The organism is Pseudomonas sp. TH32, assembly GCF_016650855.1.
Lineage (GTDB): Bacteria > Pseudomonadota > Gammaproteobacteria > Pseudomonadales > Pseudomonadaceae > Aquipseudomonas.
Map to the genome: position 1 here is coordinate 5,686,415 of NZ_JAEKFA010000002.1, position 21,334 is coordinate 5,707,748.

A 21,334-nucleotide genomic window follows, 5' to 3' on the forward strand; every position below is an offset into this window, starting at 1 on the left:
CATGTTCGACAGAATCCTCGCGCTTATTGTCTTGTCGTTGGTATTGGGTGTGCCCCTGGGCCTGATCTTTCTGGTCACCGGGCAGTTCCTGATGGACTTCGTGTTCTTCTATCCACTGTTCATGTCCGGCTTGTGGATCGCCGGCGGCCTGTACTTCTGGCTGCACTGGGAGCGCCATTGGCCGTGGGCTGACGATACCCCGGCGCCGGTATTGGCCGGCGAACCGCTGATCTCGATCCTGATCCCTTGCTACAACGAAGGCGACAACGCCGCCGAGACCATCGGCGCCGCGTTGGCCCAGCAGTACCGCAACATCGAAGTGATCGCGATCAACGACGGCTCCAGCGACAACACCGCCGCCGTGCTCGATGCATTGGCCCTGAAAGAACCGCGCCTGCGGGTGCTGCACCTGGCGCAGAACCAGGGTAAGGCCGTGGCCCTGCGCATGGGCGCGGTGGCGGCGCGCAGTGAATATCTGGTGTGCATCGACGGCGACGCGTTGCTCGCGCCGAACACGGCGGCGTACCTGGTGGCGCCGATGCTCGACAACCCGCGCCTGGGGGCCGTCACCGGCAACCCGCGGATTCGTACGCGTTCGACCTTGATCGGCCGGGTGCAGGTGGGCGAGTTCTCTTCGATCATCGGTTTGATCAAGCGCACCCAACGGGTATTCGGGCGGATCTTCACCGTCTCCGGCGTGGTGGTGGCGTTTCGGCGGGCGGCCCTGGACCGGGTCGATTACTGGAGCACCGACATGATCACCGAAGACATCGACGTGAGCTGGAAGCTGCAGCTGGACCACTGGAGCATCTTCTACGAGCCCCGCGCTTTGTGCTGGATCCTGATGCCGGAAACCCTCGGCGGCCTGTGGAAGCAGCGCCTGCGCTGGGCCCAGGGCGGCGCCGAAGTGCTGTTCAAGAACATCCGGGGCATCTGGCAATGGCGCCATCGCTACCTGTGGCCACTGCTGTTCGAGTACTGCCTGTCCACCGGCTGGGCCTTCACCTTTTTGCTCTCGGTGATTTTCTGGGCCGTGGGCAAAGTCGTGACGCTGCCCGCCGCCATTGCCGTCGACTCGCTGATGCCGCCGGCCTTTACCGGCCTGCTCCTGGCGGTGGTGTGCCTGGTGCAGTTCGCGGTGAGCATCATGATCGACCGGCGCTATGAAAAGGGCCTGTGGAAAACCCTGTTCTGGACCGTCTGGTACCCGCTGGTGTTCTGGCTGGTGAGCCTGTTCACCACGCTGGTCAGCTTCCCCAAAGTGCTGTTCCGCCAACACCAGAAACGCGCGCGCTGGGTCAGCCCGGATCGCGGTATCAAAGCCCCCACCAAGGAACTGCAACCATGAACCTGATCCGTACCCAACAGCGCCCGGTGATGTGGGCAATCGACGTATTTCTGACCCTGCTGGCCTGGGCCGGCCTGATCATCCTGCTGGTGCGCGGGCTGCTACCGATGCTCGACAGCCACGGCGGCCCCCGGGTCGAAGCACCGATTTTTGCGGCGATGGAAACCTTGCAGATCTACCTGTGGATCGCCGTATTCAACGCGGTGGTGCTGATCAGTTGGGCACGTTACCAGCAGCGACGCGGCAAACGGTTTGCCCAGCGGCGCTCGGCGGCCAAAGCCTTGAGCGACCAACGCCTGAGCCATAGCTTCAGCCTGGGCGAAGGCGACCTGGAGCAACTGCGTCGCCCGGGTGTGCTGGTGATTCATAACGACCACGAAGGCGGGGTGCAGGAGGTGACCGCGCACGTGTCGCGGCATGTCGAGCGGGCAGGATTGAAGCTGGTGCCGGGGCATGAGCGGGTCAAAGAGGCTTCAGGCCGATAAATGGGATCCAATTCACAAAATTAACCCGAACTTTTCTCGTATTACAGTTACTAACTTAACTCGGCACAAGCTTGATGGCTAATTAGTGGCATTTGTTGAAGTCTGTGTCGGGTGAGTATCAAAAGAATTGCCGTTTGTCGGAATAATTGTTCAGGACATATAACTGCATTCACTGATAAATTTTTTAGTTGTTGTTAATCAGCAGCTTACGAACTAATTATTTTGAATTTCCAACTAAGCCGCGGTTTTGGCCGTTGCGGAGTTCGATGTTAGTTTGCCGCCCCTTGTTTATCGACGGATCGAACATGTTATTGCCACGGACTCGGTATTTGCTGTGTATTGCCTCGCTTGCCTGTTTTTTCTAAACAGCGCGGCCGCAGCACCCACGCCTGGTGATCAGGACCTGATTCGCGACCGTCAAAACCGCCTGTTGGAAGAACAGCAGCGGCGCCTTGAAGAACTCAAGGACCTGCCCGGCAAAGAAGCCAAACCCCAGGCGCCTGCCACCCCGGCCGACACCCGTTGCTTCCCGATCAAAGACATTCAGATCAAGGGCGCCGACAGCCTCTCCGACACTGACCGTGCGCGCTTGCTCAAGCCTTACAACGGCCAGTGCCTGGGGGTTTCCCAGCTCAATGAATTGCTCAAGGCAATCACCGATTACTACATCGACAAAGGCATGGTCACCAGTCGCGCCTACCTGCCACAACAGGACCTGTCCAGCGGCCACCTGAGCGTGCTGGTGGTGGAGGGCAAACTCGAAGGCCTGAAGGGCGCCGACGGCAGCAACCTGTCCCAACGCGAGCTGGCCATGGCGTTTCCCGGCAAGGTCGGCGAGCAACTCAACCTGCGGGAAATCGAGCAGTTGGTGGACCAGTTGAGCCGCCTGCCGTCGAAACAGTCGCAGATGGAACTGGCCCCTGGCACCGAGGTAGGCGGCAGCGAAGTGCTGGTGAAGAACGTCCCGCAAAAGCCCTGGCGCGCGATGCTTTCACGCAACAACGACGGGCAGAAAAGCACTGGCGAACAGCAGTGGGGCGCCGGCCTTGAGTGGGACAGCCCGCTGGGCCTGGCCGATCAGCTGGTGCTGCGCGGCGGCCATGATGCCATCAGCGATCACCAGAAAACCTCGAAAAACAGCATGCTGTATTACAACGTACCCTGGGGCTGGTGGAACTTCACGTATACCTACAACCAGAGTGATTACCGCGCTTTGGGTGATTCCGACGGGTATAAGTTCAAGCAGTCGGGCGACAGCCAGAACCACCAGTTGCGCGCCGAACGCGTCATCCACCGCGACGACTTGAGCAAGACCTCGGTCAACGTCGGCGTATCGCATTTGCGCACCAACAACTACGCCCTCGGTGAACGCCTGGGTGTCAGCAGCAACCGCCTCAGCGAGTTGCAACTGGGCATCAACCACGGGCGGCGGATCGGCAGTGCCTTCATCAACGTCGACCTCGGCATGCAAAACGGCATCGGCGCTTTCGATGCCCAAAGTAACCAGCAGTACCGCGACCCCTACGGCAATCTCACGCCCACCCCGGACTATCGCAAATACACCGCCACCGTCAGCTACCTGCAGCCGTTCACGTGGTGGGGCGAGTCATTCAGTTTCACCAGCCTGGCCACCGGGCAGCGCAGTGAAGACGTGCTGTACGCCCCCCAGCGCATCAGCCTCGGTGGTTCATCGTCGATACGCGGCATCAAGGATCAGCAACTGACGGGTGACAGCGGCGGTTACTGGCGCAACGACCTGCGCTGGGCGCGGCCGGTGACCTGGAACTGGATGCGCCCGGCGTTTGCCGAATACGGCGCCAGTGTCGGCTACGACCAGGGTGTGATCCGCAACGACCGCTACAACGGAACCAATCATGGCCGGGTGTCGAGCAACTCCCTGGAGCTGTTTGCCCGTGGCAAGTACGTGAGCACCAGCGTGACGTTCGCCCACTCCCTGGAACGACCGGCCGCGCTCAGCGAGCGCGAAGCGCCGATCTACTTCCGTATGGACTTCTTCCTGTAATTCACCGCCTAGTTGCATCGAGAGTTTGAAATGGATGTTCGCCAATATGCCCGCCAGCCTTCCTCTGCCATGAAGGCGCAAGACTCGTTTCTCGGCTTGCCCAAGCGCGGGCTGGTGCTGATCCTGGCCAACCTGCTGTTCTGGCAGCCGCTGCTGGCCAATGCCGATGGCATCGTGGTCAGCGGGCCGGGCACCACGGTGGGCCAGGCGGGCAATGGCGTGCCTGTGGTGAACATCGCCACGCCCAACGGCAGTGGCTTGTCCCACAACCAATTCAAGGACTATAACGTCGGCCCCAACGGCGTGATCCTCAACAACGCCAACAGCGCGCTGCAGAGCACCCAACTGGGCGGCATCATTGTCGGCAACCCGAACCTGCGGGGCGGCGCGGCCAATGTCATCCTCAACGAAGTCAACGGTGGCAGCCCCAGCCAGCTGCGCGGCTACACCGAAGTGGCGGGTCAGTCGGCCAAGGTCATCGTCGCCAACCCCTACGGCATCAGTTGCAGCGGTTGCGGTTTTATCAACACCCCCAACGTTACCCTGACCACCGGCAAACCGATCATCAATAACGGCCGTGTGGACCGTTACCAGGTGGATGGCGGCGCCGTGACCATCGACGGCAAGGGTTTGAATGCGAGCAATGTCGACCGCTTCGAAATTATCACCCGTTCAGCGAAGATCAACGCGCAGATCAATGCGCGACAACTGACGGTGATCGCCGGTCGCAACGACGTCGATGCCCAAACCCTGAAAGCCACCGCGCGTGCCGACGATGGCAGCGCCAAGCCGGAATTGGCGATCGACTCTTCGGCGTTGGGCGGCATGTACGCCGGTGCGATCAAACTGGTGGGCACCGAAGCCGGTGTGGGCGTGAAGCTCGACGGCACGCTGGCGGCCAGCGGCGGCGATATCCAGCTCGATGCCAATGGCCATTTGAGCATGGCCCAGGCCGCTGCCAGCGGTGCAGTAGACGTCAAGGCGGCGAGCCTCGATGCCCAGGGTCCGGTGTATGCCGGTACTACCCTCAAGGTGAACACCACGGGTGAACTGAAGAGTCGCAAGTCCCTCGCTGCGCGGGATACCGTCACCCTGGCCAGCAACGGCCAATTGACCAACAACGGCATCATCGAAGCCGGCGTCAACGACGATAACACCCGCAACAAAACCGGTGATGTCAGCCTCGAGAGCCAGAACATCACCAACACCGGCAACGTGATCGCCAGCCGCAATGTCACCGCCAAGGCTACGCAAACCCTGAACAACCAGGGTGGCGGGCTGAGCGCCCGGCAAGCGCTGAAAGTCACCGCGGGTACCCTCGACAACCAGAACAACGGTCGCGTGCTCAGCGGTAATACCCTGGACATCACCAGCACCCACCTTGATAACCGTCACAAGGGCGTGATCTCCAGCACCGGCGCGCAAACCCTAAACGTCAGCGAGTTGCTGGACAACAGCCAGGACGGCTCCATCGACAGTGGCGCGGTGCTCGACCTGCACGGCAAGACCCTGGACAACAGCGCCGGTAATTTGACCAGCACCGGTGCGTTGACCGTCGATCTGCTCGGCGACCTGATCAACCGCAGCGGCAAGCTCGCCAGCGCCGGGCCGGTGCTGATCCAGCGTGCCGGTCACCTCGATAACCAGGGCGGCAAGCTCACCAGCCAGACCTTGCTGACGCTGTTCGCCAACAGCCTTGATAACCGCAATCAAGGCACTGTGGCCGGCAACGATGTATTGAACATCAACGCCACAGGCCTGCTGCAAAACAGCGGCGGTGGCCTGGTCCACAGTGAAAATGCCGGCCTGACGATCACCGCCGGCACCCTGGAAAACGGCGGCGGGCGGATTGCCGCAAAAGCCGGCGACGCGGTGATCACCGCGCAGGATTTCAATAACGGCGACGGCAACCTGTTCGCCCGTAATCGCATCCGCCTGAACGGTGGGAATGTGGATAACGGCGGGCAGATTGCCGGTGAGCAGATTGACCTCAGCCTCAGCGGCGCCCTCAACAACCGTGGCCTGATCGAGAGTGCGACGATCCTCGATGTCGCCACGGCCAGTGTGAGCAATAGTGGCCAACTGCGAGCCCTGGGCACTACCGGCAAAACCCGCTTCGCCATCGGCGGCCTGCTGGACAACCACGGCGGCACCCTGGAGGCCGCCAACACCAACCTGACCCTGGGCGCCGGCAGCTTCCAGAACCAGGGCGGCAGCGTGCTGCACGTGGGCAATGGCGTGTTCGACATCGCCGGTCTCAATCTTGACAACGTCGGCGGCAGCTTTGTCACCCATGGCGACCTGACCCTCGACAAGGCGGCCTGGACCAACAGCAGCGTAATCCAGGCCGGGCGCCTGACGGTGAATGTCGGCAACCTGACTCAAACGTCCACCGGCCGATTGCTGGGCACGTCGTCCTTGGTCGGCAAAGGGCAGGACTGGCTGGTCCAGGGCACCCTCGCCAGCCCCGGCAGCGTCGACCTGGTCGTTGACAACCTGGTCAACGACCACGGCTTGATCTTCAGCGGCGCCAACATGGGCCTGCAGGTCAACACCCTGAAAAACCTCGATGCGACGGTCTATTCGATGGGCGATTTGCGCATCGACCGTGACGGCCAGGGTGGCCTCGCCAGCAGCATCATCAACAGCTCCGCCACGGTCCAGAGCGACGGGGCCCTGAGCCTGGCGGCCAGCACGATCCAGAATATCCGTACGCTGCTGACCACTGAGTCGGGGATCTACAGCGCTTCGATCACACCGACTGCGTGCATCTTCAACGTGACCGGTGGTGACTGTGATGGCGGCAAGGAAAACTGGCCGTTCCTCATCTCCCAGCGCGAACGCTTGATCGTCACCGGCGCCAGTGCGGCGTCGAGCATCACTTCCGGCGGCTCCATGCTGCTGACCGGCGGGGAGTTGCTCAACAGCAGCAGTAGCATCGCTGCCGGCGGCAACCTGACCGCCCGTGTCACCCAATTGACCAACGTCGGCGTCGTGACCCATGACACGTTGAGTGAGCGGATATTCGCCTCCGAGCGTGATCGCAACCAGGGAATCTGGAGCCGGCCTGCCGCCGAATTCACCGAGCGCTATTCGCAAGGCGGCGCCAAGTACAACCCGAAAGACCTGGGTGGGCTTGAAGCGGCCATGGCGGCCTTCATCGGCACCATGGAAAAAGAATGGGTGCCCGTCAAAACCACCGAACTGGCGCCCTCGGACCAACGCTATTCGGCCGTGATCCAGGCGGGCGGCGTCGTGGACATCAAGGCCCAGGCCGGTATCGACAACAACGTAGTCCGTGGCGGCTACACCTACGTTGGCAGCGGCGCGAATACCCACGTGCCAGGCTACTCCACCCAGGTCTCTCTCAACCCGCAACTGCCGCCGGACATCGCCCAGCAACAGGTCAACCCCCTCGGCCTGCCGGGCTTCGATTTGCCTACCGGGCAGAACGGCCTGTTTCACCTCAACGACGGCAGCGGCGTGAAGGGGCTGCCCAACAGCCAATTCGCGACCAACCCGCAGAAGTACCTGATCGAGACTAATCCGCTGCTCACCGATATGCGTCAGTTCATGAGCTCGGATTACATGCTGTCCAAACTGGGCTACGACCCGGATACCGCCCAGCGTCGCCTGGGTGACGGGTTCTACGAACAGCGGTTGATCCAGCAAGCTGTGATCGCCCGCACCGGCCAGCGTTTCATCGACGGCCAGACCAGCGATGCCGGCGTATTCAAGTACCTGATGGACAGCGCCGTCAGCAGCAAGCAAGCCCTCAACCTCGCCGTGGGCGTGAGCCTCACCGCCGAGCAAGTGGCGGCGCTGACCCACGATATTGTCTGGCTGGAAAACGCCACCGTCGCCGGCGAAAAAGTCCTGGTGCCGGTGCTGTACCTGGCCCAGGCCAGCAACCGCCTGGCACCCAACGGTGCGTTGATTTCAGGCAGTGACCTGAACTTGATGGCCGGCGCGGACCTGAACAACGTCGGCACCCTGCGCGCCACCAACAACCTGCTGGCCAGCGCTGGCAACCTGAGCAACAGCGGCCTGATGGAAGCCGGTAACCGCCTTGATTTGCTCACCAGCAACAACCTGAGCAACCGTGCCGGCGGCATTATTGCCGGGCGTGATGTCGAACTGTCGGCGGGCGGCGATTTGCTGAATGCACGCAGTGTCACCACGCATGAGAGCGCCAGTGATTACCGTGTGGAGCGCACTGATTTCATCGACAGCGCGGCGCGGATCGAGTCCGCCGGTAGCCTGTTGCTGAACGCCGGTGGTGATATCAATAACGTCGGCGGGGCGCTGAAAAGCGGTGGCGATACGACGGTTCAGGCGGTTCGCGACGTCAACCTGGTCTCCGCGCAGACGCTGAGCAATGGCGCCATCGGCAACACCTCACACGTTGAGACCATCACCCAGCAGGGCTCTGTGGTGGATGCCGGGCGCGACTTCCATGTGGTCGCCGGGCGTGACGTCAGCGCGGCTGGCAGCCAGATCGAGGCCAAGCGCGATATCGGGGTGGGCGCTACGGGCAATCTGAACCTGGTGGCGGCTGCCAATGAGCAGCATTCGGCGTTCAACTCCAAGAAGGTCAAGAGCGTTGAAGACCATGTGAGCCAGGTCTCCACCGTACTGAAGGCCGGGGGGGATGCGACCTTGAGTGCGGGGCAGGATCTGCAACTGGTGGGCAGCCAGGTGAATGCCGCAAATGAGGCCTACCTGGTCGCTGGAAAAAACCTCACGCTGCAAACCGCGCAGGATCAGGACTACAGCTTCTTCAGCAAGACCAAGAAGACGTCCCAGGGCAAGAAATTTCGTCTTGATGAAACAGGCACCGTTAACAATGTCGGCAGTCTGGTCAGCGCGGGCGGCAACAGCACTCTGGTGGCCGGTGAAAACCTGTTGCTGGCCGGCAGTGCCATCACGGCAGAAAAGGGTGCCGCACGATTGGCGGCGGGGCAGGATGTGAGCATTCTCGCTGTCAGCGATTCCGACAGCGCCCGCCATGAGCGCAAGGAAAGCAAAAGCAGCTGGGGTGGCCTCAAGTCGAGCAAGGTTCAGGACAAGGTCGACGAAAATCGTACCACCGCAGTGGGCAGTATGGTCTCTGGCGACACCGTGACGGTGACGGCCAAGCGTGATGCTCAGGTCACCGGCTCGGCTCTGGTCAGTACGGGCGACCTGGTGGTGCAAGCCGGGCGTGACCTGACCATCGATGCGGCGCAGAACACTTTCTCGCGCACCGACATGCACAAGGAAAAAAATCGCGACCTGACCGGTGTCTTGACCGGCAACAAGCTGGGCCTGGACGACCTGACCGGCAACCAGCACCTGTATATCAACAGCCAGAAACACAACGGCACGGCGAATGAAACCACCCTGACCGGCAGCACCGTGGGCTCCAGCGCCGGCAACGTGACGTTGACCGCCGGGCGTGAGTTGAGCGTGGTGGCCAGTGATTTGGTGAGTACCCAAAACATGGCGCTCACCGGCTCTAACGTGAGCATTACCGCCGGTACCGAAACCGCCAGGCAAACCAGCGAAGACAGCGCCAGAAGCCTGGCGGTGGGCCGGGTGATAGGCGGGGCTATCGCCGACTCGGCCCGCACTATTCGCGACGCGTCCAAGGCCGCCAAAAATGCCGATGACCCACGCCTCAAAGCGGTGAAAATAGCCCAGGCTGCCCTGGCGTTTTACAACATGGGTGGCCAGGCCTCGGACGCCAACGGCCAGAGTACCGGCTTCAAAGACAAACAAGGCGGTAGCCCGAGCAACGGCTCGCTGATCAAGATCGGCACCGAACTGGCCAACAATCGCAGTAAAAGCAGCAGCGAGTACAACAGCCAGACAGCCAGGCAAAGCACCCTGAATGCCGGGCAGGAACTGGCGATTGTTGCCACGGGCGAGGCGGCAGATACGCTGGGTGATATCCAGATCACCGGTAGCAGCATGAAGGCTGGCAGCACCTCGTTGCTGGCAAAAAATGACGTGCTGTTGCAAAGCGCGCAAGACACCGTCGACCGCAAGAATGACGGCTCGAACAACCGAACGGCGATTGGCGCCAGCTTCAACATCGGCGAGCAGAACGGCTTCACCCTTGATCTGGGCGCACAGGGCGCCAAAAACATGGGTAACGGCAACTCTGTCACTCAGGTCAACACGACACTGGACACCGGCTCGCTGTTGTTGCAAACCGGCCGCGACGCCACCCTCGCCGGGGCGCAGGTGCGGGCAGACACCATCAAGGCCTCGATTGGCCGTGACCTGAATATTGTTTCCCGTCAGGACACTGAGTCGTCGAAGAGCAAGCAGAGCAGTGCCGGGTTCGGCGCCAGTATCTGTATTCCGCCGTTCTGCTATGGCTCCACCGTCGCGGGCTCGGCCAATATTGCCGCCGCCAAGATGAACAGCGACTATCAGGCCGTGACCGACCAGAGCGGGTTGTTTGCCGGCGCGGGAGGCTACGACATCAATGTCGGCAAGACCACGAACTTGCAGGGCGCCGTGATTGCCAGCGACGCGTCGGCCGACAAAAACCGTCTCAACACCGATCGTTTGGTGGTCAGCGACATCAAGAACACCAGTGAGATCCAGAGCCAGTCGGCCGGCATCGGTGTGTCGTTCAGCAGCGGTGGCGGTACCTCATTAGGCGGCAGCATTCCGGTGGCGCTCAAGGAGGACGATCGCAGTCACACGCGCAGTGCGGTCAGCGATGGCACGATCATCGTGCGTAACCCTGAGGGCGCCAACGACCTGGTGGGGCTCAATCGCGACACGGCCAACGCTAACCAGCGCCTGGACCGGCCAGACGAAAAGGCCATGCAGGAACGTATCGACCTGATTCAGGGCTCGGCCCAGTTGGCCAGTGGCGTTATCAGCACGGTAGCGAAGGCCAAGTCGGATGAGGCCAAGAAGCTCGGCGACCAGGCGAAAGCACAGGCAGCTGCGGGCTCACCGGAGGCTGGCGAGACACTTCTCGCGGCAAGCACCGCCTATGCCGAAGCTCAGCGCTGGAAGGTCGGTGGTGACAAGAAACTGATGGCGGACATTGCCTCGGGCCTGATTGCGGCAGGTCTGGGTGGCGCAACCGGCGGCACGGCGGTCGGGATTGTTGCCAATACGACATCCAGTGACATTTTCAATAAAATCGGGTCGTTTGCCGACGCTCAGAAAAATCGCGAAGGCATTGATAGCGCGACTAAAGCTGCGTGGGCAGAGGGTGGTGCCGCACGGATCCTGTTGCATGCGTTGGCGGGGGCGGCGATAGGCTTGTCCAGTGGCAGTGCGCAGAGTGGGGCATTGGGTGCCGGTGCTTCTGCCGCCGTGATGCCTTCCATTGCCAACGCCCTCAAGGGCAGCGGGATGACGGAAGCGGATCAGAATGCGGTTGCTTCGCTGATTGCGGCCGGTGTCGGGAGCGCGGTAGGGTCGGGCAACGGGATAACGGGCGCGGTGGTTGCCGGTGGCACGGCCAATGGGGTTGAGGCATTTAACCGCCAACTGCATTTGCAGCAAGAAATCCCGGTCTTGGAGAAAAAAGCCGAGGAGCTGGAGAAGACCCGGGGCAAACCGGAGTCCAGTACACGTTGGATAGATTTGTTGATGATCGCAGCCGGTGGCGCCGTTGATGCGGCTGACGAAGTGCGATTGAACAAATTGGTCCTGCAGTCTTCAGGCAATGACCCGCAGTCTCAGCATTTTGCCGAGGACTTGAGTCTCGCTAAAAGCATCGTTGCTGAACTGGCCGCACAGAAAATCCCGCTGACGTGGAGCAACGGAAGCCAGATTGTCGCGAATGGCGATAAGGTCTATGCATTCGGCGCTACCGAAAAACAATTCAATGATTTAACGCTGTTCAACGCAGCCGGCGTGTATGGCCCCGGAGCGGTTTATTCGCAATGGCGCCAGTACGGTCAGCAGCAGACAGCCGAGCATTCGAATGAGATTTCCCAGTTGTCGAGCTATCAGCCCACGGTAGAATCAGCGGCTGAGCGGTTGTCCCATGTTGCCGGGAAAGGGCTTTTGAACGTCTCGCCGGAACTGGATGCCGCGGCGCTGCTGATGCCAGGTGCAAAAGTTGCGAAGACCGTGGTTGAGGCGCTTCTGGAACGGATGGCCGCCCGAAAAGCCTTGGGTGGCCTGGAAGCCGAAGCCGTTGTTGTCGCAAAAGAAGGTGCCGCCAGCGTACCCGCCTGGACCAGCACGGAAGGTATTTTCAGCGGCAAACTGCCCGGCGATTACCCACCTGCCGCGACCACGTTCAACGGGAAAGTCGTAGAAAAAACCTGGGACTTCAGCAGCTTGTTGCCAAGTAGTCCGACAGGTGCATTGGACCTGTTTGCTGCATCCCGGGGCAAGGACCTGACAGCGCTGAGCAACTTGCAGGTGGGTGACTTGGGCGAGGACATTTCCAAAACTTTCCTGCGTGACAATAAGCATACCGACATCTTTTCCGTGCAGAACAGCAGTGGCAACGGTATTGATATCGTGAGCCGTACACCGGACGGTCGTCTTGCATTTACCGAAGTGAAAACCTCGCGCACAGGCAATATTGGCGATCTTTCCGACCGTCAGCAAAATATGACGATGTTCATCGAGGATGTGCTGGGACAGGCCGCTGCCGGCGAAGGGCGTTACAAGAACATTGATATTCTGGATCAGCAACGCGCTCGTCTGATGCTCAGGGAGTTCAGGAAATCGCCTGAAAGTGTCAGTGGCAACTTGATCGGTGTCGATTTAAAGGGGCAAGTCTTACGCGTGTCGCCTTGGGCGCGGTAATGATTGGCTGGGATTCAAGAGGAAAACGAGATTGAAAAAAGTAAACAGCATTCTTGAAAAACATCGGCATTGGCTGACCCGCTCGCCTGTCATGGTTGCTCAAGAGCTTGAGTTCCTGGACGAGGACCTGGCCAGTGACTCGTTGCTGGGATTTGACAACGTTTCGGACTCCCTGGGGATGCTTGCGGTCCATTACGGCATTCGAGGCGAAGTGGCCATTTTCGACGGCGACGAAACCGGCTGGAAGGACGTCGCCCGTTCGATGATGTACCGCTACTGGGCACTGATGTTGAGAGCCAAGTCCTTCTCCAACACGCGTTTTCTCCAAGGCATCAAGACGGTGCCTGACCTGAGCAATCATCTGAGCCATGCCGCGTGTTTGCTCGCGGCCTTCATGGCGGCGGACCGGCGTGACCTGGCGTCATCGACGGCCGATGTGTTGGCCGGGATGCTGTCTGTGCCGGGCGCCGTTGATGCGCGCTTTTTGAAAGGGCGCCACTTCGAGCCGTTCATGTTGTGGCTTTACTCCGTTTATTCGCAGGAGGAAGCCGTCGCGCAGATCGGTTCGATGAACCTGGGGGTTTATCAGTCGGTGATCGACAACTGGGCTGACGAGCAGCAGTTGGCGGTGGTGCTGGAGGAGCTTGGTCGGTATCACTTGGCTAATGCCGAGGACAATGGCGGCGCCTGGAAACCCGAATTCAAAAGCCCGCCGTTTGATGTGTTGTTGGTGGAAGTCGGCGCGATTTACCGAGTGCGCCAACAGCTTGGGCTGTCATCACCTACTGTGACAAACCCGCTGTTTTCAATGGGAACGTCAGTATTGAACCACTTGGATTTCTCACCTGACGAGGTGGTCGTCAGGGTTGAAACCGCTTACAGGAGTTTTTTCGGTTGAACATGAACAGAGTCAAAGTCCCGCTGTTGATCCTTGCCGTAGCTATCGCCGGGTGCCATTCCAATGCGCGTGACTCGTCCCCGAGCTTGCTCAAGGACGGCGTCCAGTTGCAGCAGAATAAGGTCGAGGTAGATCCCGAGCACGCCAAAGTCATCATGAAGGCCACCGGTTTCACCTACCCGGTGCAGTTCTCCGTACGCCGCAGTGCCGATGTGGACCAACGCCCGGAAATCCTCGGGACGGTAGTGGATTCCGGTCGCGGCAAGGTGTTCGGCTGGATCGCCAAAATGAACGAGGTCGCCAATAGCGCTGCGGTCAAACGTTTCCCTCAGCTGGAAGTCCAGGCTGACCCGGGGCAGGCTTTTGAAGTGATCGGAGAGTCACGGGTCTACGACTCCAACTACTATCGCTACGCCGAAAAAATCGTCTATGCCTGCGGCCCCAAGAGTTCGACCTTCAAGCCGGAAAAGCAAAAGGTTTACCTGGTGGAGTTCGTGATTATCGGCGCGGGGTGCGAGCAGCATGTGTATGACGTGACTACGCCCAGCGAACGTATTCCGGTGACGACTGCAGATCCAGCATGATCGGCCGATACGATGGGCGGATTGCCAGGACGTTCAAGGCCGGCTGGCTGATGTTGAAGTGGGTTTGCCTGTTAGTGATGTTCGGCTTTGCGACCGCCTTCATGGTGGGGTACTTGGGTTATCTTGACTCAGTGCCCTTCGGGATTGTGATCGGCGGGTTTGTGTGGAGCTGCATCGGGCTGGTGATCGCTTATGTATTCGAGCAATCCCGGTCATCCAGGGCAATCTTGCGCTTCACGGCGACTCGCTTAATGGCGGTGCTCATCCTTGCGACGGGCGCCGCTTTTCTTGTCGGCATTATTTGGGTTGATCCCGAGCGCGACTTTATCGACGCACAGCTGGAAGGTGCCTCGTGTGGCAAGTACACCGGCCGCATTCAAAAGGGTTGGGAAGAGATTTGTGAAGCGCAGCGCCTGCGCGAATCGGGCACGAGGTAAATACATTCAATCGAACGGGGTAGTAAAGTCGCGCCCCCGCACAAGCATTCAACACCACGGAAACTGTTCAATGGACCTGAAGAAACTCGCCTTGTTCGGCACCCTCCTGCTGCTCACCGCCTGCAACCGGCAGCCTTGGGTTCCCTACGTGGAGCCGGCGCCGGGCACCGACACCGCCAAGCTGCGGGTGATCACCAACGGCGAGGTGCGTGGTGGCAGCTATGTCGGTTGTGTGGGCAATGAGCAAGGCCTGGCCAAAGCGGGACGCTTCAGCAGTGACGGCGAGCCGGCCATCAACTACCCGCAATCACCTCAGGTGCCGCGCCAGATAAGCATGCCTGCACGCACGATGCCGACCTTGCCTCAATACCTGGGTGTGATCAGCATGGCCGAAGGCGCATACACCGAGATCGTCGCCGAATACCCGGTACCGGCCGGTACGCCGTTTTTGTTGGTAAGCGAGGAGATGACCATCGGTATCGACGGTCGACGCTACTTCAAGTGCCCGGCTGTATCGCAGGTCTACACCTTTGAAAAGGGCAAGAGCTACGAGGCGTATACCGGCATGCTGTACCGCACGGCCGAGGACGGCAGTGTGCAGCGCAGATGTCCCTTCCTGGTGTATGAGCTGCACGCTTCAGGTCACTCGATACCGATCCCGCTGGCCTCGACGCAGCCCTCAAGCCAGCCCTGCCCAAGCCGTTAGAGACGCAGCGTGACGTGTAGCAAAACAACTTGAGTACCGCTCTAAACCCCGTAAAATGCTGCGAAAATGGCAATATGACATCACTCAGGGAAGAACTCAGACATGCGCGCTTTTGCTTTACTCCTGGCCCTCACCGTTCTGGCGGGCTGCGCCTCCAAGCCGGCTTACTACATTTCCCCCGCTCCGGTTCAGATCCCCAAGACCGCCACCTATTGGCTCGACACCTTCGACGTTGACGTAGTGGGCAAGAACGAGCGCTTCCTGCCGGATGAAAAAGTCCGCGAGCAACTGGGCGTCGACCTGGTCAACCGCCTGCTCAAGGCCAAGCGCTACGCCACCAGTAAGGAAAGCGCTGACTATCTGTTGGATGTGAAGGTCGTCTATGCCCGTCATTTCCAGGATTCGAGGGGCGGGATCGCTACCGTGCTCGTTGACGACAACACGGTCCTGACCAGTGTGGATTTCAACTACCTGGTCAAGGTCAAGAAGGCCGGTGGTGAGGTATTGCACTTTGCCAAGGACCGTGACGGCCTGGTTCCCGCGGGCTTGTTTGGTCAATGGCAGCAATACAAGACGATCGGCGGGATCGTCAGCAATACCGGCAACTCCAGCGTCGAGCCGTTTTATACGGGCGTGCTGAGCCGCTTTATCGTCGATGACTTGCGCGATATTCCTTCGCGCTAAAGTGCGTTAACCCGAATCGCCAGTCCCTTGCGTCTGACCTTGTGAACGGATCATTCATTCACGAGGTTCAGCCCATGTCCCGTCCTCTTCTGCTGTTGCGCCCTGCCGCCCAAGGCTTCACCGTGACCCTGCTGGTGGCGCTTGCCGGGTGTGGGCTTTCTTCATCCCGTGATGTGGCCAAGCCGGCTGAATCTGCACCCGTTGCGAAGCTGCAAAGCGAACCCGTCCGCGCTGAGGGTGCCATGGTCAAGCGGATGGTTGCGCCGGCACCGATGGCGTCGCAGTTTGTGATGCGTGACTCGGCCGCCATGGAGTACCGGGAGCAATATCAGAACCTCCCGGACAACCCGATCCGCAGCGTTGCCGAAACGCCGGTCTCCACCTTCAGCGTCGACGTCGATACCGGCAGCTATGCCAACGTGCGACGTTTCCTCAATCAAGGCAGTCTGCCGCCCGAAGGTGCCGTGCGACTGGAGGAGATGGTCAATTACTTCCCCTACGACTACGCGCTGCCCACCGACGGCACGCCCTTTGGCGTGACCACCGAAGTGGCACCGTCCCCGTGGAACCCCCACACCCGATTGCTGCGCATCGGCATCAAGGCCTCGGACCGCGCCGTGGCGGACCTGGCACCGGCCAACCTGGTGTTCCTGGTGGACGTGTCCGGCTCGATGAACCGGCGCGAAGGCCTGCCGCTGGTCAAGAGCACCCTGAAATTGCTGGTGGACCAACTGCGTGACCAGGACCGCGTGTCGCTGGTGGTCTACGCCGGTGAATCGCGCGTGGTGCTCAAGCCTACGTCGGGTCGGGACAAAACCACGATCCGCAACGCCATCGACCAGTTGACCGCCGGCGGCTCCACCGCAGGCGCCTCGGGTATCGAAATGGCCTACCAAATGGCCCGCGAAGGGTTTATCGACAAAGGCATCAACCGCATCCTGCTCGCCACCGACGGCGACTTCAATGTGGGTGTCCGTGACTTCGACAGCCTCAAGCAAGTGGCCGTGGACCAGCGCAAAAGCGGCGTGTCCCTGACCACCCTCGGCTTTGGTGTGGATAACTACAACGAACACCTGATGGAACAACTGGCCGACGCCGGTGACGGTAACTACGCCTACATCGACAACCTGCGCGAAGCCCGCAAGGTGCTGGTGGAACAACTCAGCTCGACCCTCGCGGTGGTGGCCCGGGATGTGAAACTGCAAGTGGAATTCAACCCGGCGCAGGTCAGTGAATACCGACTGCTGGGCTATGAAAACCGTGCCTTGAAGCGAGAGGATTTCAACAACGACAAGGTCGATGCCGGAGAGATCGGTGCAGGGCACACGGTGACCGCGTTGTATGAAATTGTCCCGAAGGGCGCACAGGGCTGGCTGGAGCCACTGCGCTACGCATCGCCACCCAACGCTGACGGTAAAACCTCCGAATTGGCCATGCTGCGAGTACGCTACAAGCCGGCTGAAGGTGGCAGTAGCCGACTGATCGAACACCCGATCAGCAACGAGCAGAACGCCAAACCCAGCGACGACCTGCGCTTCTCTGCCGCCGTGGCCGCCTTCGCCCAGCAACTCAAGGGTGATGGCCGCTACACTGGCAGCATGAGCTTCAAGGACACGGCCGCACTGGCCCGCTCCGCCCGGGGTGACGACCCCTTCGGGTTGCGCGGCGAGTTTGTGCAACTGGTTGAATTGGCCCAGAGCCTCCAGGCCCCGGCCAAACACTGATCCACCTCAAAGGAGTGCGCCACCTGATGGATTCACCCAGCGACGAAGCCCTGCTGTCCCGCTACCGCAGCGGCGATGGTGCGGCGTTCGAGGCCCTGTATGCGCGGCATCGACAGGGCCTTTACCGTTTCCTCGTGTCCTTGAGCAACAAGGCCGAGCTGGCCGAGGAAGTGTTCCAGGACACCTGGCTCAGCCTGATCCGCAGCACCAGCGAGCCACAGGGCCGGGCGAGTTTTCGTACCTGGCTGTTCCAGATTGCCCGCAACCGCCTGATCGACCACTGGCGCAAGCACGGCATCCACAACCCGCTGCACGACAGCTACGATGAACAGCTGCACGGCCAGCCCGACGACAGCGCCGGGCCCGAGCAACTGCTGAGCCTGAGCCGCGATCAGGCCCGCCTGGACACCGCACTGCAAGGCTTGCCCGAAGACCAGCGCGAAGTGTTCCTGCTGCGCCTGCACGGCGACCTGGAAGTGCCACAAATTGCCGCGCTCACCGGCGCCCCACTGGAAACGGTAAAAAGCCGCTTGCGTTACGCCCAGCAGAAACTGCGCCGACTGCTGGCCGAGGAGGTACCCGCATGACTGACTCCCGACAGACCCCGGATTCAAACGACGACGTGCTGATCGAGCATTTCCGTCAACACACCCGCGGCGAGCCGCCGGCTTCCCTGGACGTCTTCATCCTGGCCACCGCCCACCGCGAAGCCCCGGTGCGCCAGCCCAATCTTTGGCAGCGCTGGTTACAGGCCTGCCAACGGCCGCGCTGGCAGATGGCGTTTGCCACCGTGGCCGGTGTGGCACTGATGATTGGTGTGGTGATGCGTTCGCCGGTGCCGCCGCCGGAGTTATCCACAGGGACTTACGCGGCCGCCCCGCAAGAGCTGGCCCGTCCGGCCCCGGCAGCGGCGCCGATGGCTCGATTCTCAGTGGCTCCGCAGGCCGACAGTGCGCCGCAGGTGCAGGCCGAAGTCGCCGGTGTGCTGGCGGATGAGTCGGTGGCGAAGATGAGCAAACGCGCGGCTGTTGTGCTGCCGCCGCTGGAGCAAGGGCTGCAGGAAATCCTGCGGTTGCGGCAGGCGGGAGAGGCCAAGGCGGCGGATGAGAAACTGCTGGAGTTGCATAAGCGCTTTCCCAAGGAGGATTTGCCGGCGCGGTTGGAGGCGTTGCAGAAACCCTGAATCGGCGCCCACAAAAAAAGCCCCAGGTCTTTCGACCTGGGGCTTTTTCGTCTGTATCTGGTGCCCCGGCGTCGTTTGAACCGGACAGTAAAAAGCCCGTATTCATTGGGTATATTTGGTGGTTCTTCGGTTAGGCATACACGTGGGCATACACGGTGCTTCCTTCTGGCCACTTTTTTGAGTTAGGTAAAGCAACACCAAATGGTTGCTGATGTGTTGCCATCCAGCTGATTAGTTACTTCTTCGTTCGACCTTCTGCCGCAAGTGAGGCAAGCGCAAGGGTGATAAATCCTGCATTTCCATCCAGGGTATCCAGTGCCCCTCGAATGTTCTGTGCCACTTCTGCAGATCCTCTTTGCTCAACCCTGTTTGACAGCTCCTCGATAGCTGCCCCCAGGGCCAGTTGGTTTTCATTCATGCGCTTGAGTAATGACGCAAGCAAAGGGGTGTCTTCCATGATGTTCTCCCGCCGTATTGTCAGGTAGTCAATCTACCTCGAGCCAGTCGCATTGCACATCAGCTGTCCACACCACCTGGTGATCGGAAATCACGCTGGTCATCTTGATTCCCTAGATGCGAAGTTGCATGGACTTGACCACCCATTTGCATTCGACTTGACCAGTCGTTTGCATCGGATTTGACCAGCGCTTTGGTTGGCCTTGATCGGCAAAAAACGGCCAGAAGCGGACTGAGGAGCGGTAAATAAATCTGTCCCTTTTTCGGGTCCCCTTTTCGTTGGGTTGCGAAGCGACCCCAAAAGAAAGAATGCGGTGACTCAGGCACTCTTCGACTGCTGGTTTTGGGCTGCTTCGCAACCCAACGCGGGACAAGCCCGCTCGCCACAGGTTACTTATTGCCTGTTCTACCTAAATACCTTGAAAGGTCTGCATCTACCTCGCAGCCAAAAAGCTAGGACAAATCAGCGACAGGGCTGACGCTACTGTCTCGTTCTGCGATTCTCAACACCACAGGTAGCTGCTGCTCCACAGTTACCTCGTCGGTCTTCTCAAGAAGTTCACCCAAGTCGAAAACGGCCATTTCGACATAGCGTTTTATGCACATCCGCTCATAGGAAACGCTGCGAATACCGTCCAGTACCAGCCAGTTCAAGAACAGTGCGCCCATACCTAGCACCACGATCACCGAGCCCTTGCCCCATGTGAACAAAGGCGTGGCTTTAATAATTTCCGTGCACAACGCGATCATCAGGGCGATCAGAGAGGCGAAACTTAGGTTCTGGGATAGAGCAGGCCTGGCGGGTTTTCCGGTCAGGCCCGCATAAGCTGACAACTCGCGTAGTTTCTCTACCGTGTAGCCCTCCTTGCGCAATCCCTCCAGAAAGAAGGCATAACAAAGGGTGTTTTCCCGTTCCAGGCTCGGCTGCTGGTCAATCGCGTGATCTGCAAATTGCTGCGGGTAAACCATGCGCAATGCCTTAAGGCGCGTGACATAGAGCACAAGAGCCCAAGGAGCCAGTGCCATGTAGGTGTAAGGAATTAGCGTAGGGATCTTGATGCCGAACATTGCGAACACAAAAAGCAATGCGGTTGACCCTACAGCTGACCACATTGGCCATAACTTGCGAGCATTGTGGAGTTTGAATATGTGTTTATTGGGTTGTTTACGACTGATTTTATAAAGGGCCTCGAGTTGAGCCCATTCCTTGAGTTTCATGACCTATCCTTATTTTTAAAGTCGTGGTAACCGAGCGGTACAACGTTGCCCGCAATTGCCACTGCTGACAACCCACAGCCAAGAAAGACGATCGAAAGGCGACAGATTTATTTTTCCATCACTGTCCGATTTTGGCCGGTTTCTGCCCTTCACGAAGGGACGCTATGGGTCGACTTCTGCCAATCAGGGCCACCAAGTGTGCTGGTCAAATCCGATGCGAACGATTGGCCAAGTCGAGCAAATGAGTGGGCAAGTGCAATGCAAATGGGGGGGCAGGTGGAGTGCAATTACCCACCCTAGATGCCAACAATGTGGTGTAGGGCCAATTTGGAAAGGCAGCATCAGAGCACATATCCAGCCCCCCTCCAAAACTGGTGTAACCGGTGTTACGGGTGTAACGCCGTTCACCAAACGCCCGGTTTCATTGGCTTTCATGCCTGTTACACAGTTGAGCGACATAGAGTACCCCCGATGTAACGCTGCCCCTGCGTGTAACGCTAAAGTCAGCATTCGGGTGTTGTGGGCAGGCGCTTTGCGCTCGAGCCTACCCAGCGAATTTCGCTGGCTCCGCCTTTCGATGAGAGGAAATCCCGCTGGGGACCCTGAGAGCTTTAGCTTCACACGGGGCATGAAACCCGCGGGATCGCGTTAGCGGCAGTCGTACCAGCTTACTGAAATTTCAACGTTGAAATTGAAAGGATCTTGAAGAAAAAAGGGCATCGTTACCGGGTTGGTAAAGATGCCCTTTTGTGTCCTAGATAATTCACGTCCGGTACTCGTTAAACGAGTCAACTCCGTCACCTTTCA

General features: G+C 59.7%; 14 protein-coding genes. 12 read left to right on the forward strand and 2 right to left on the reverse strand.

Going from position 1 to position 21,334, the window contains the following annotated elements; translation table 11 throughout:
* Position 1: 1 nt before the first annotated feature.
* The 12 genes from pgaC (at position 2) to JFV30_RS29845 (ending at position 18,853) form a co-directional block, all read left to right on the forward strand.
* Complete coding sequence (gene pgaC / locus JFV30_RS29790) at positions 2-1,348, forward strand: poly-beta-1,6-N-acetyl-D-glucosamine synthase (RefSeq protein ID WP_010168780.1); 1,347 nt, start codon at positions 2-4, stop codon at positions 1,346-1,348.
* Positions 1,345-1,833: a poly-beta-1,6-N-acetyl-D-glucosamine biosynthesis protein PgaD gene (gene pgaD, locus JFV30_RS29795; RefSeq protein ID WP_201125841.1), complete on the forward strand. Its 489-nt coding sequence runs from the start codon at positions 1,345-1,347 to the stop codon at positions 1,831-1,833. The genes pgaC and pgaD overlap by 4 nt, the downstream gene beginning before the upstream one ends.
* A gap of 334 nt (positions 1,834-2,167) precedes the next feature.
* Positions 2,168-3,856, forward strand: a complete 1,689-nt coding sequence (locus tag JFV30_RS29800; RefSeq protein ID WP_342215149.1) for a ShlB/FhaC/HecB family hemolysin secretion/activation protein — start codon at positions 2,168-2,170, stop codon at positions 3,854-3,856.
* A gap of 30 nt (positions 3,857-3,886) precedes the next feature.
* Positions 3,887-12,637 (forward strand): hemagglutinin repeat-containing protein, encoded by an 8,751-nt coding sequence (locus JFV30_RS29805; protein ID WP_201125842.1) that lies wholly within the window; start codon positions 3,887-3,889, stop codon positions 12,635-12,637.
* A gap of 31 nt (positions 12,638-12,668) precedes the next feature.
* Positions 12,669-13,535 (forward strand): hypothetical protein, encoded by an 867-nt coding sequence (locus JFV30_RS29810; protein ID WP_201125843.1) that lies wholly within the window; start codon positions 12,669-12,671, stop codon positions 13,533-13,535.
* 2 nt (positions 13,536-13,537) lie between these two features.
* Entirely contained in the window at positions 13,538-14,119 is a 582-nt protein-coding gene (locus tag JFV30_RS29815) for a hypothetical protein (protein WP_201126254.1), read from the forward strand.
* On the forward strand, positions 14,116-14,556 hold the full coding sequence (locus JFV30_RS29820) for a hypothetical protein (protein WP_242487122.1): 441 nt from the start codon (positions 14,116-14,118) through the stop codon (positions 14,554-14,556). Before JFV30_RS29815 ends, JFV30_RS29820 begins: the two co-directional genes overlap by 4 nt.
* Before the next feature lie 70 nt (positions 14,557-14,626).
* Complete coding sequence (locus JFV30_RS29825; RefSeq protein WP_201125844.1) at positions 14,627-15,262, forward strand: amidase; 636 nt, start codon at positions 14,627-14,629, stop codon at positions 15,260-15,262.
* A gap of 102 nt (positions 15,263-15,364) precedes the next feature.
* Positions 15,365-15,946: a hypothetical protein gene (locus JFV30_RS29830; RefSeq protein ID WP_201125845.1), complete on the forward strand. Its 582-nt coding sequence runs from the start codon at positions 15,365-15,367 to the stop codon at positions 15,944-15,946.
* A 74-nt stretch (positions 15,947-16,020) separates the two neighbouring features.
* Positions 16,021-17,670, forward strand: a complete 1,650-nt coding sequence (locus JFV30_RS29835) for a vWA domain-containing protein (RefSeq protein ID WP_201125846.1) — start codon at positions 16,021-16,023, stop codon at positions 17,668-17,670.
* Positions 17,671-17,696: 26 nt separating this feature from the next.
* Positions 17,697-18,257: an RNA polymerase sigma factor gene (locus tag JFV30_RS29840; protein WP_088423997.1), complete on the forward strand. Its 561-nt coding sequence runs from the start codon at positions 17,697-17,699 to the stop codon at positions 18,255-18,257.
* Positions 18,254-18,853: a hypothetical protein gene (locus tag JFV30_RS29845; RefSeq protein ID WP_201125847.1), complete on the forward strand. Its 600-nt coding sequence runs from the start codon at positions 18,254-18,256 to the stop codon at positions 18,851-18,853. The genes JFV30_RS29840 and JFV30_RS29845 overlap by 4 nt, the downstream gene beginning before the upstream one ends.
* 235 nt (positions 18,854-19,088) lie before the next feature.
* Here the strand turns inward: JFV30_RS29845 and JFV30_RS29850 are convergent, their stop codons facing one another.
* Complete coding sequence (locus JFV30_RS29850) at positions 19,089-19,310, reverse strand: hypothetical protein (protein WP_201125848.1); 222 nt, start codon at positions 19,308-19,310, stop codon at positions 19,089-19,091.
* Between the two features lie 452 nt (positions 19,311-19,762).
* Positions 19,763-20,527 carry a hypothetical protein gene (locus tag JFV30_RS29855; protein WP_201125849.1) on the reverse strand — a complete coding sequence of 255 codons (765 nt, stop codon included), beginning with the start codon at positions 20,525-20,527 and terminating at the stop codon, positions 19,763-19,765.
* Positions 20,528-21,334 lie beyond the last annotated feature (807 nt).

What these genes read in the sequence shown, in the direction of transcription:
- pgaC (WP_010168780.1), top strand. Translation starts at nt 2, where the DNA reads ATGTTCGACAGAATCCTCGCGCTTATTGTCTTGTCGTTGGTATTGGGT.
- pgaD (WP_201125841.1), top strand. Translation starts at nt 1,345, where the DNA reads ATGAACCTGATCCGTACCCAACAGCGCCCGGTGATGTGGGCAATCGAC.
- JFV30_RS29805 (WP_201125842.1), top strand. Translation starts at nt 3,887, where the DNA reads ATGGATGTTCGCCAATATGCCCGCCAGCCTTCCTCTGCCATGAAGGCG.
- JFV30_RS29815 (WP_201126254.1), top strand. Translation starts at nt 13,538, where the DNA reads ATGAACAGAGTCAAAGTCCCGCTGTTGATCCTTGCCGTAGCTATCGCC.
- JFV30_RS29820 (WP_242487122.1), top strand. Translation starts at nt 14,116, where the DNA reads ATGATCGGCCGATACGATGGGCGGATTGCCAGGACGTTCAAGGCCGGC.
- JFV30_RS29825 (WP_201125844.1), top strand. Translation starts at nt 14,627, where the DNA reads ATGGACCTGAAGAAACTCGCCTTGTTCGGCACCCTCCTGCTGCTCACC.
- JFV30_RS29830 (WP_201125845.1), top strand. Translation starts at nt 15,365, where the DNA reads ATGCGCGCTTTTGCTTTACTCCTGGCCCTCACCGTTCTGGCGGGCTGC.
- JFV30_RS29835 (WP_201125846.1), top strand. Translation starts at nt 16,021, where the DNA reads ATGTCCCGTCCTCTTCTGCTGTTGCGCCCTGCCGCCCAAGGCTTCACC.
- JFV30_RS29840 (WP_088423997.1), top strand. Translation starts at nt 17,697, where the DNA reads ATGGATTCACCCAGCGACGAAGCCCTGCTGTCCCGCTACCGCAGCGGC.
- JFV30_RS29845 (WP_201125847.1), top strand. Translation starts at nt 18,254, where the DNA reads ATGACTGACTCCCGACAGACCCCGGATTCAAACGACGACGTGCTGATC.
- JFV30_RS29850 (WP_201125848.1), bottom strand. Translation starts at nt 19,310, where the DNA reads ATGGAAGACACCCCTTTGCTTGCGTCATTACTCAAGCGCATGAATGAA.
- JFV30_RS29855 (WP_201125849.1), bottom strand. Translation starts at nt 20,527, where the DNA reads ATGAAACTCAAGGAATGGGCTCAACTCGAGGCCCTTTATAAAATCAGT.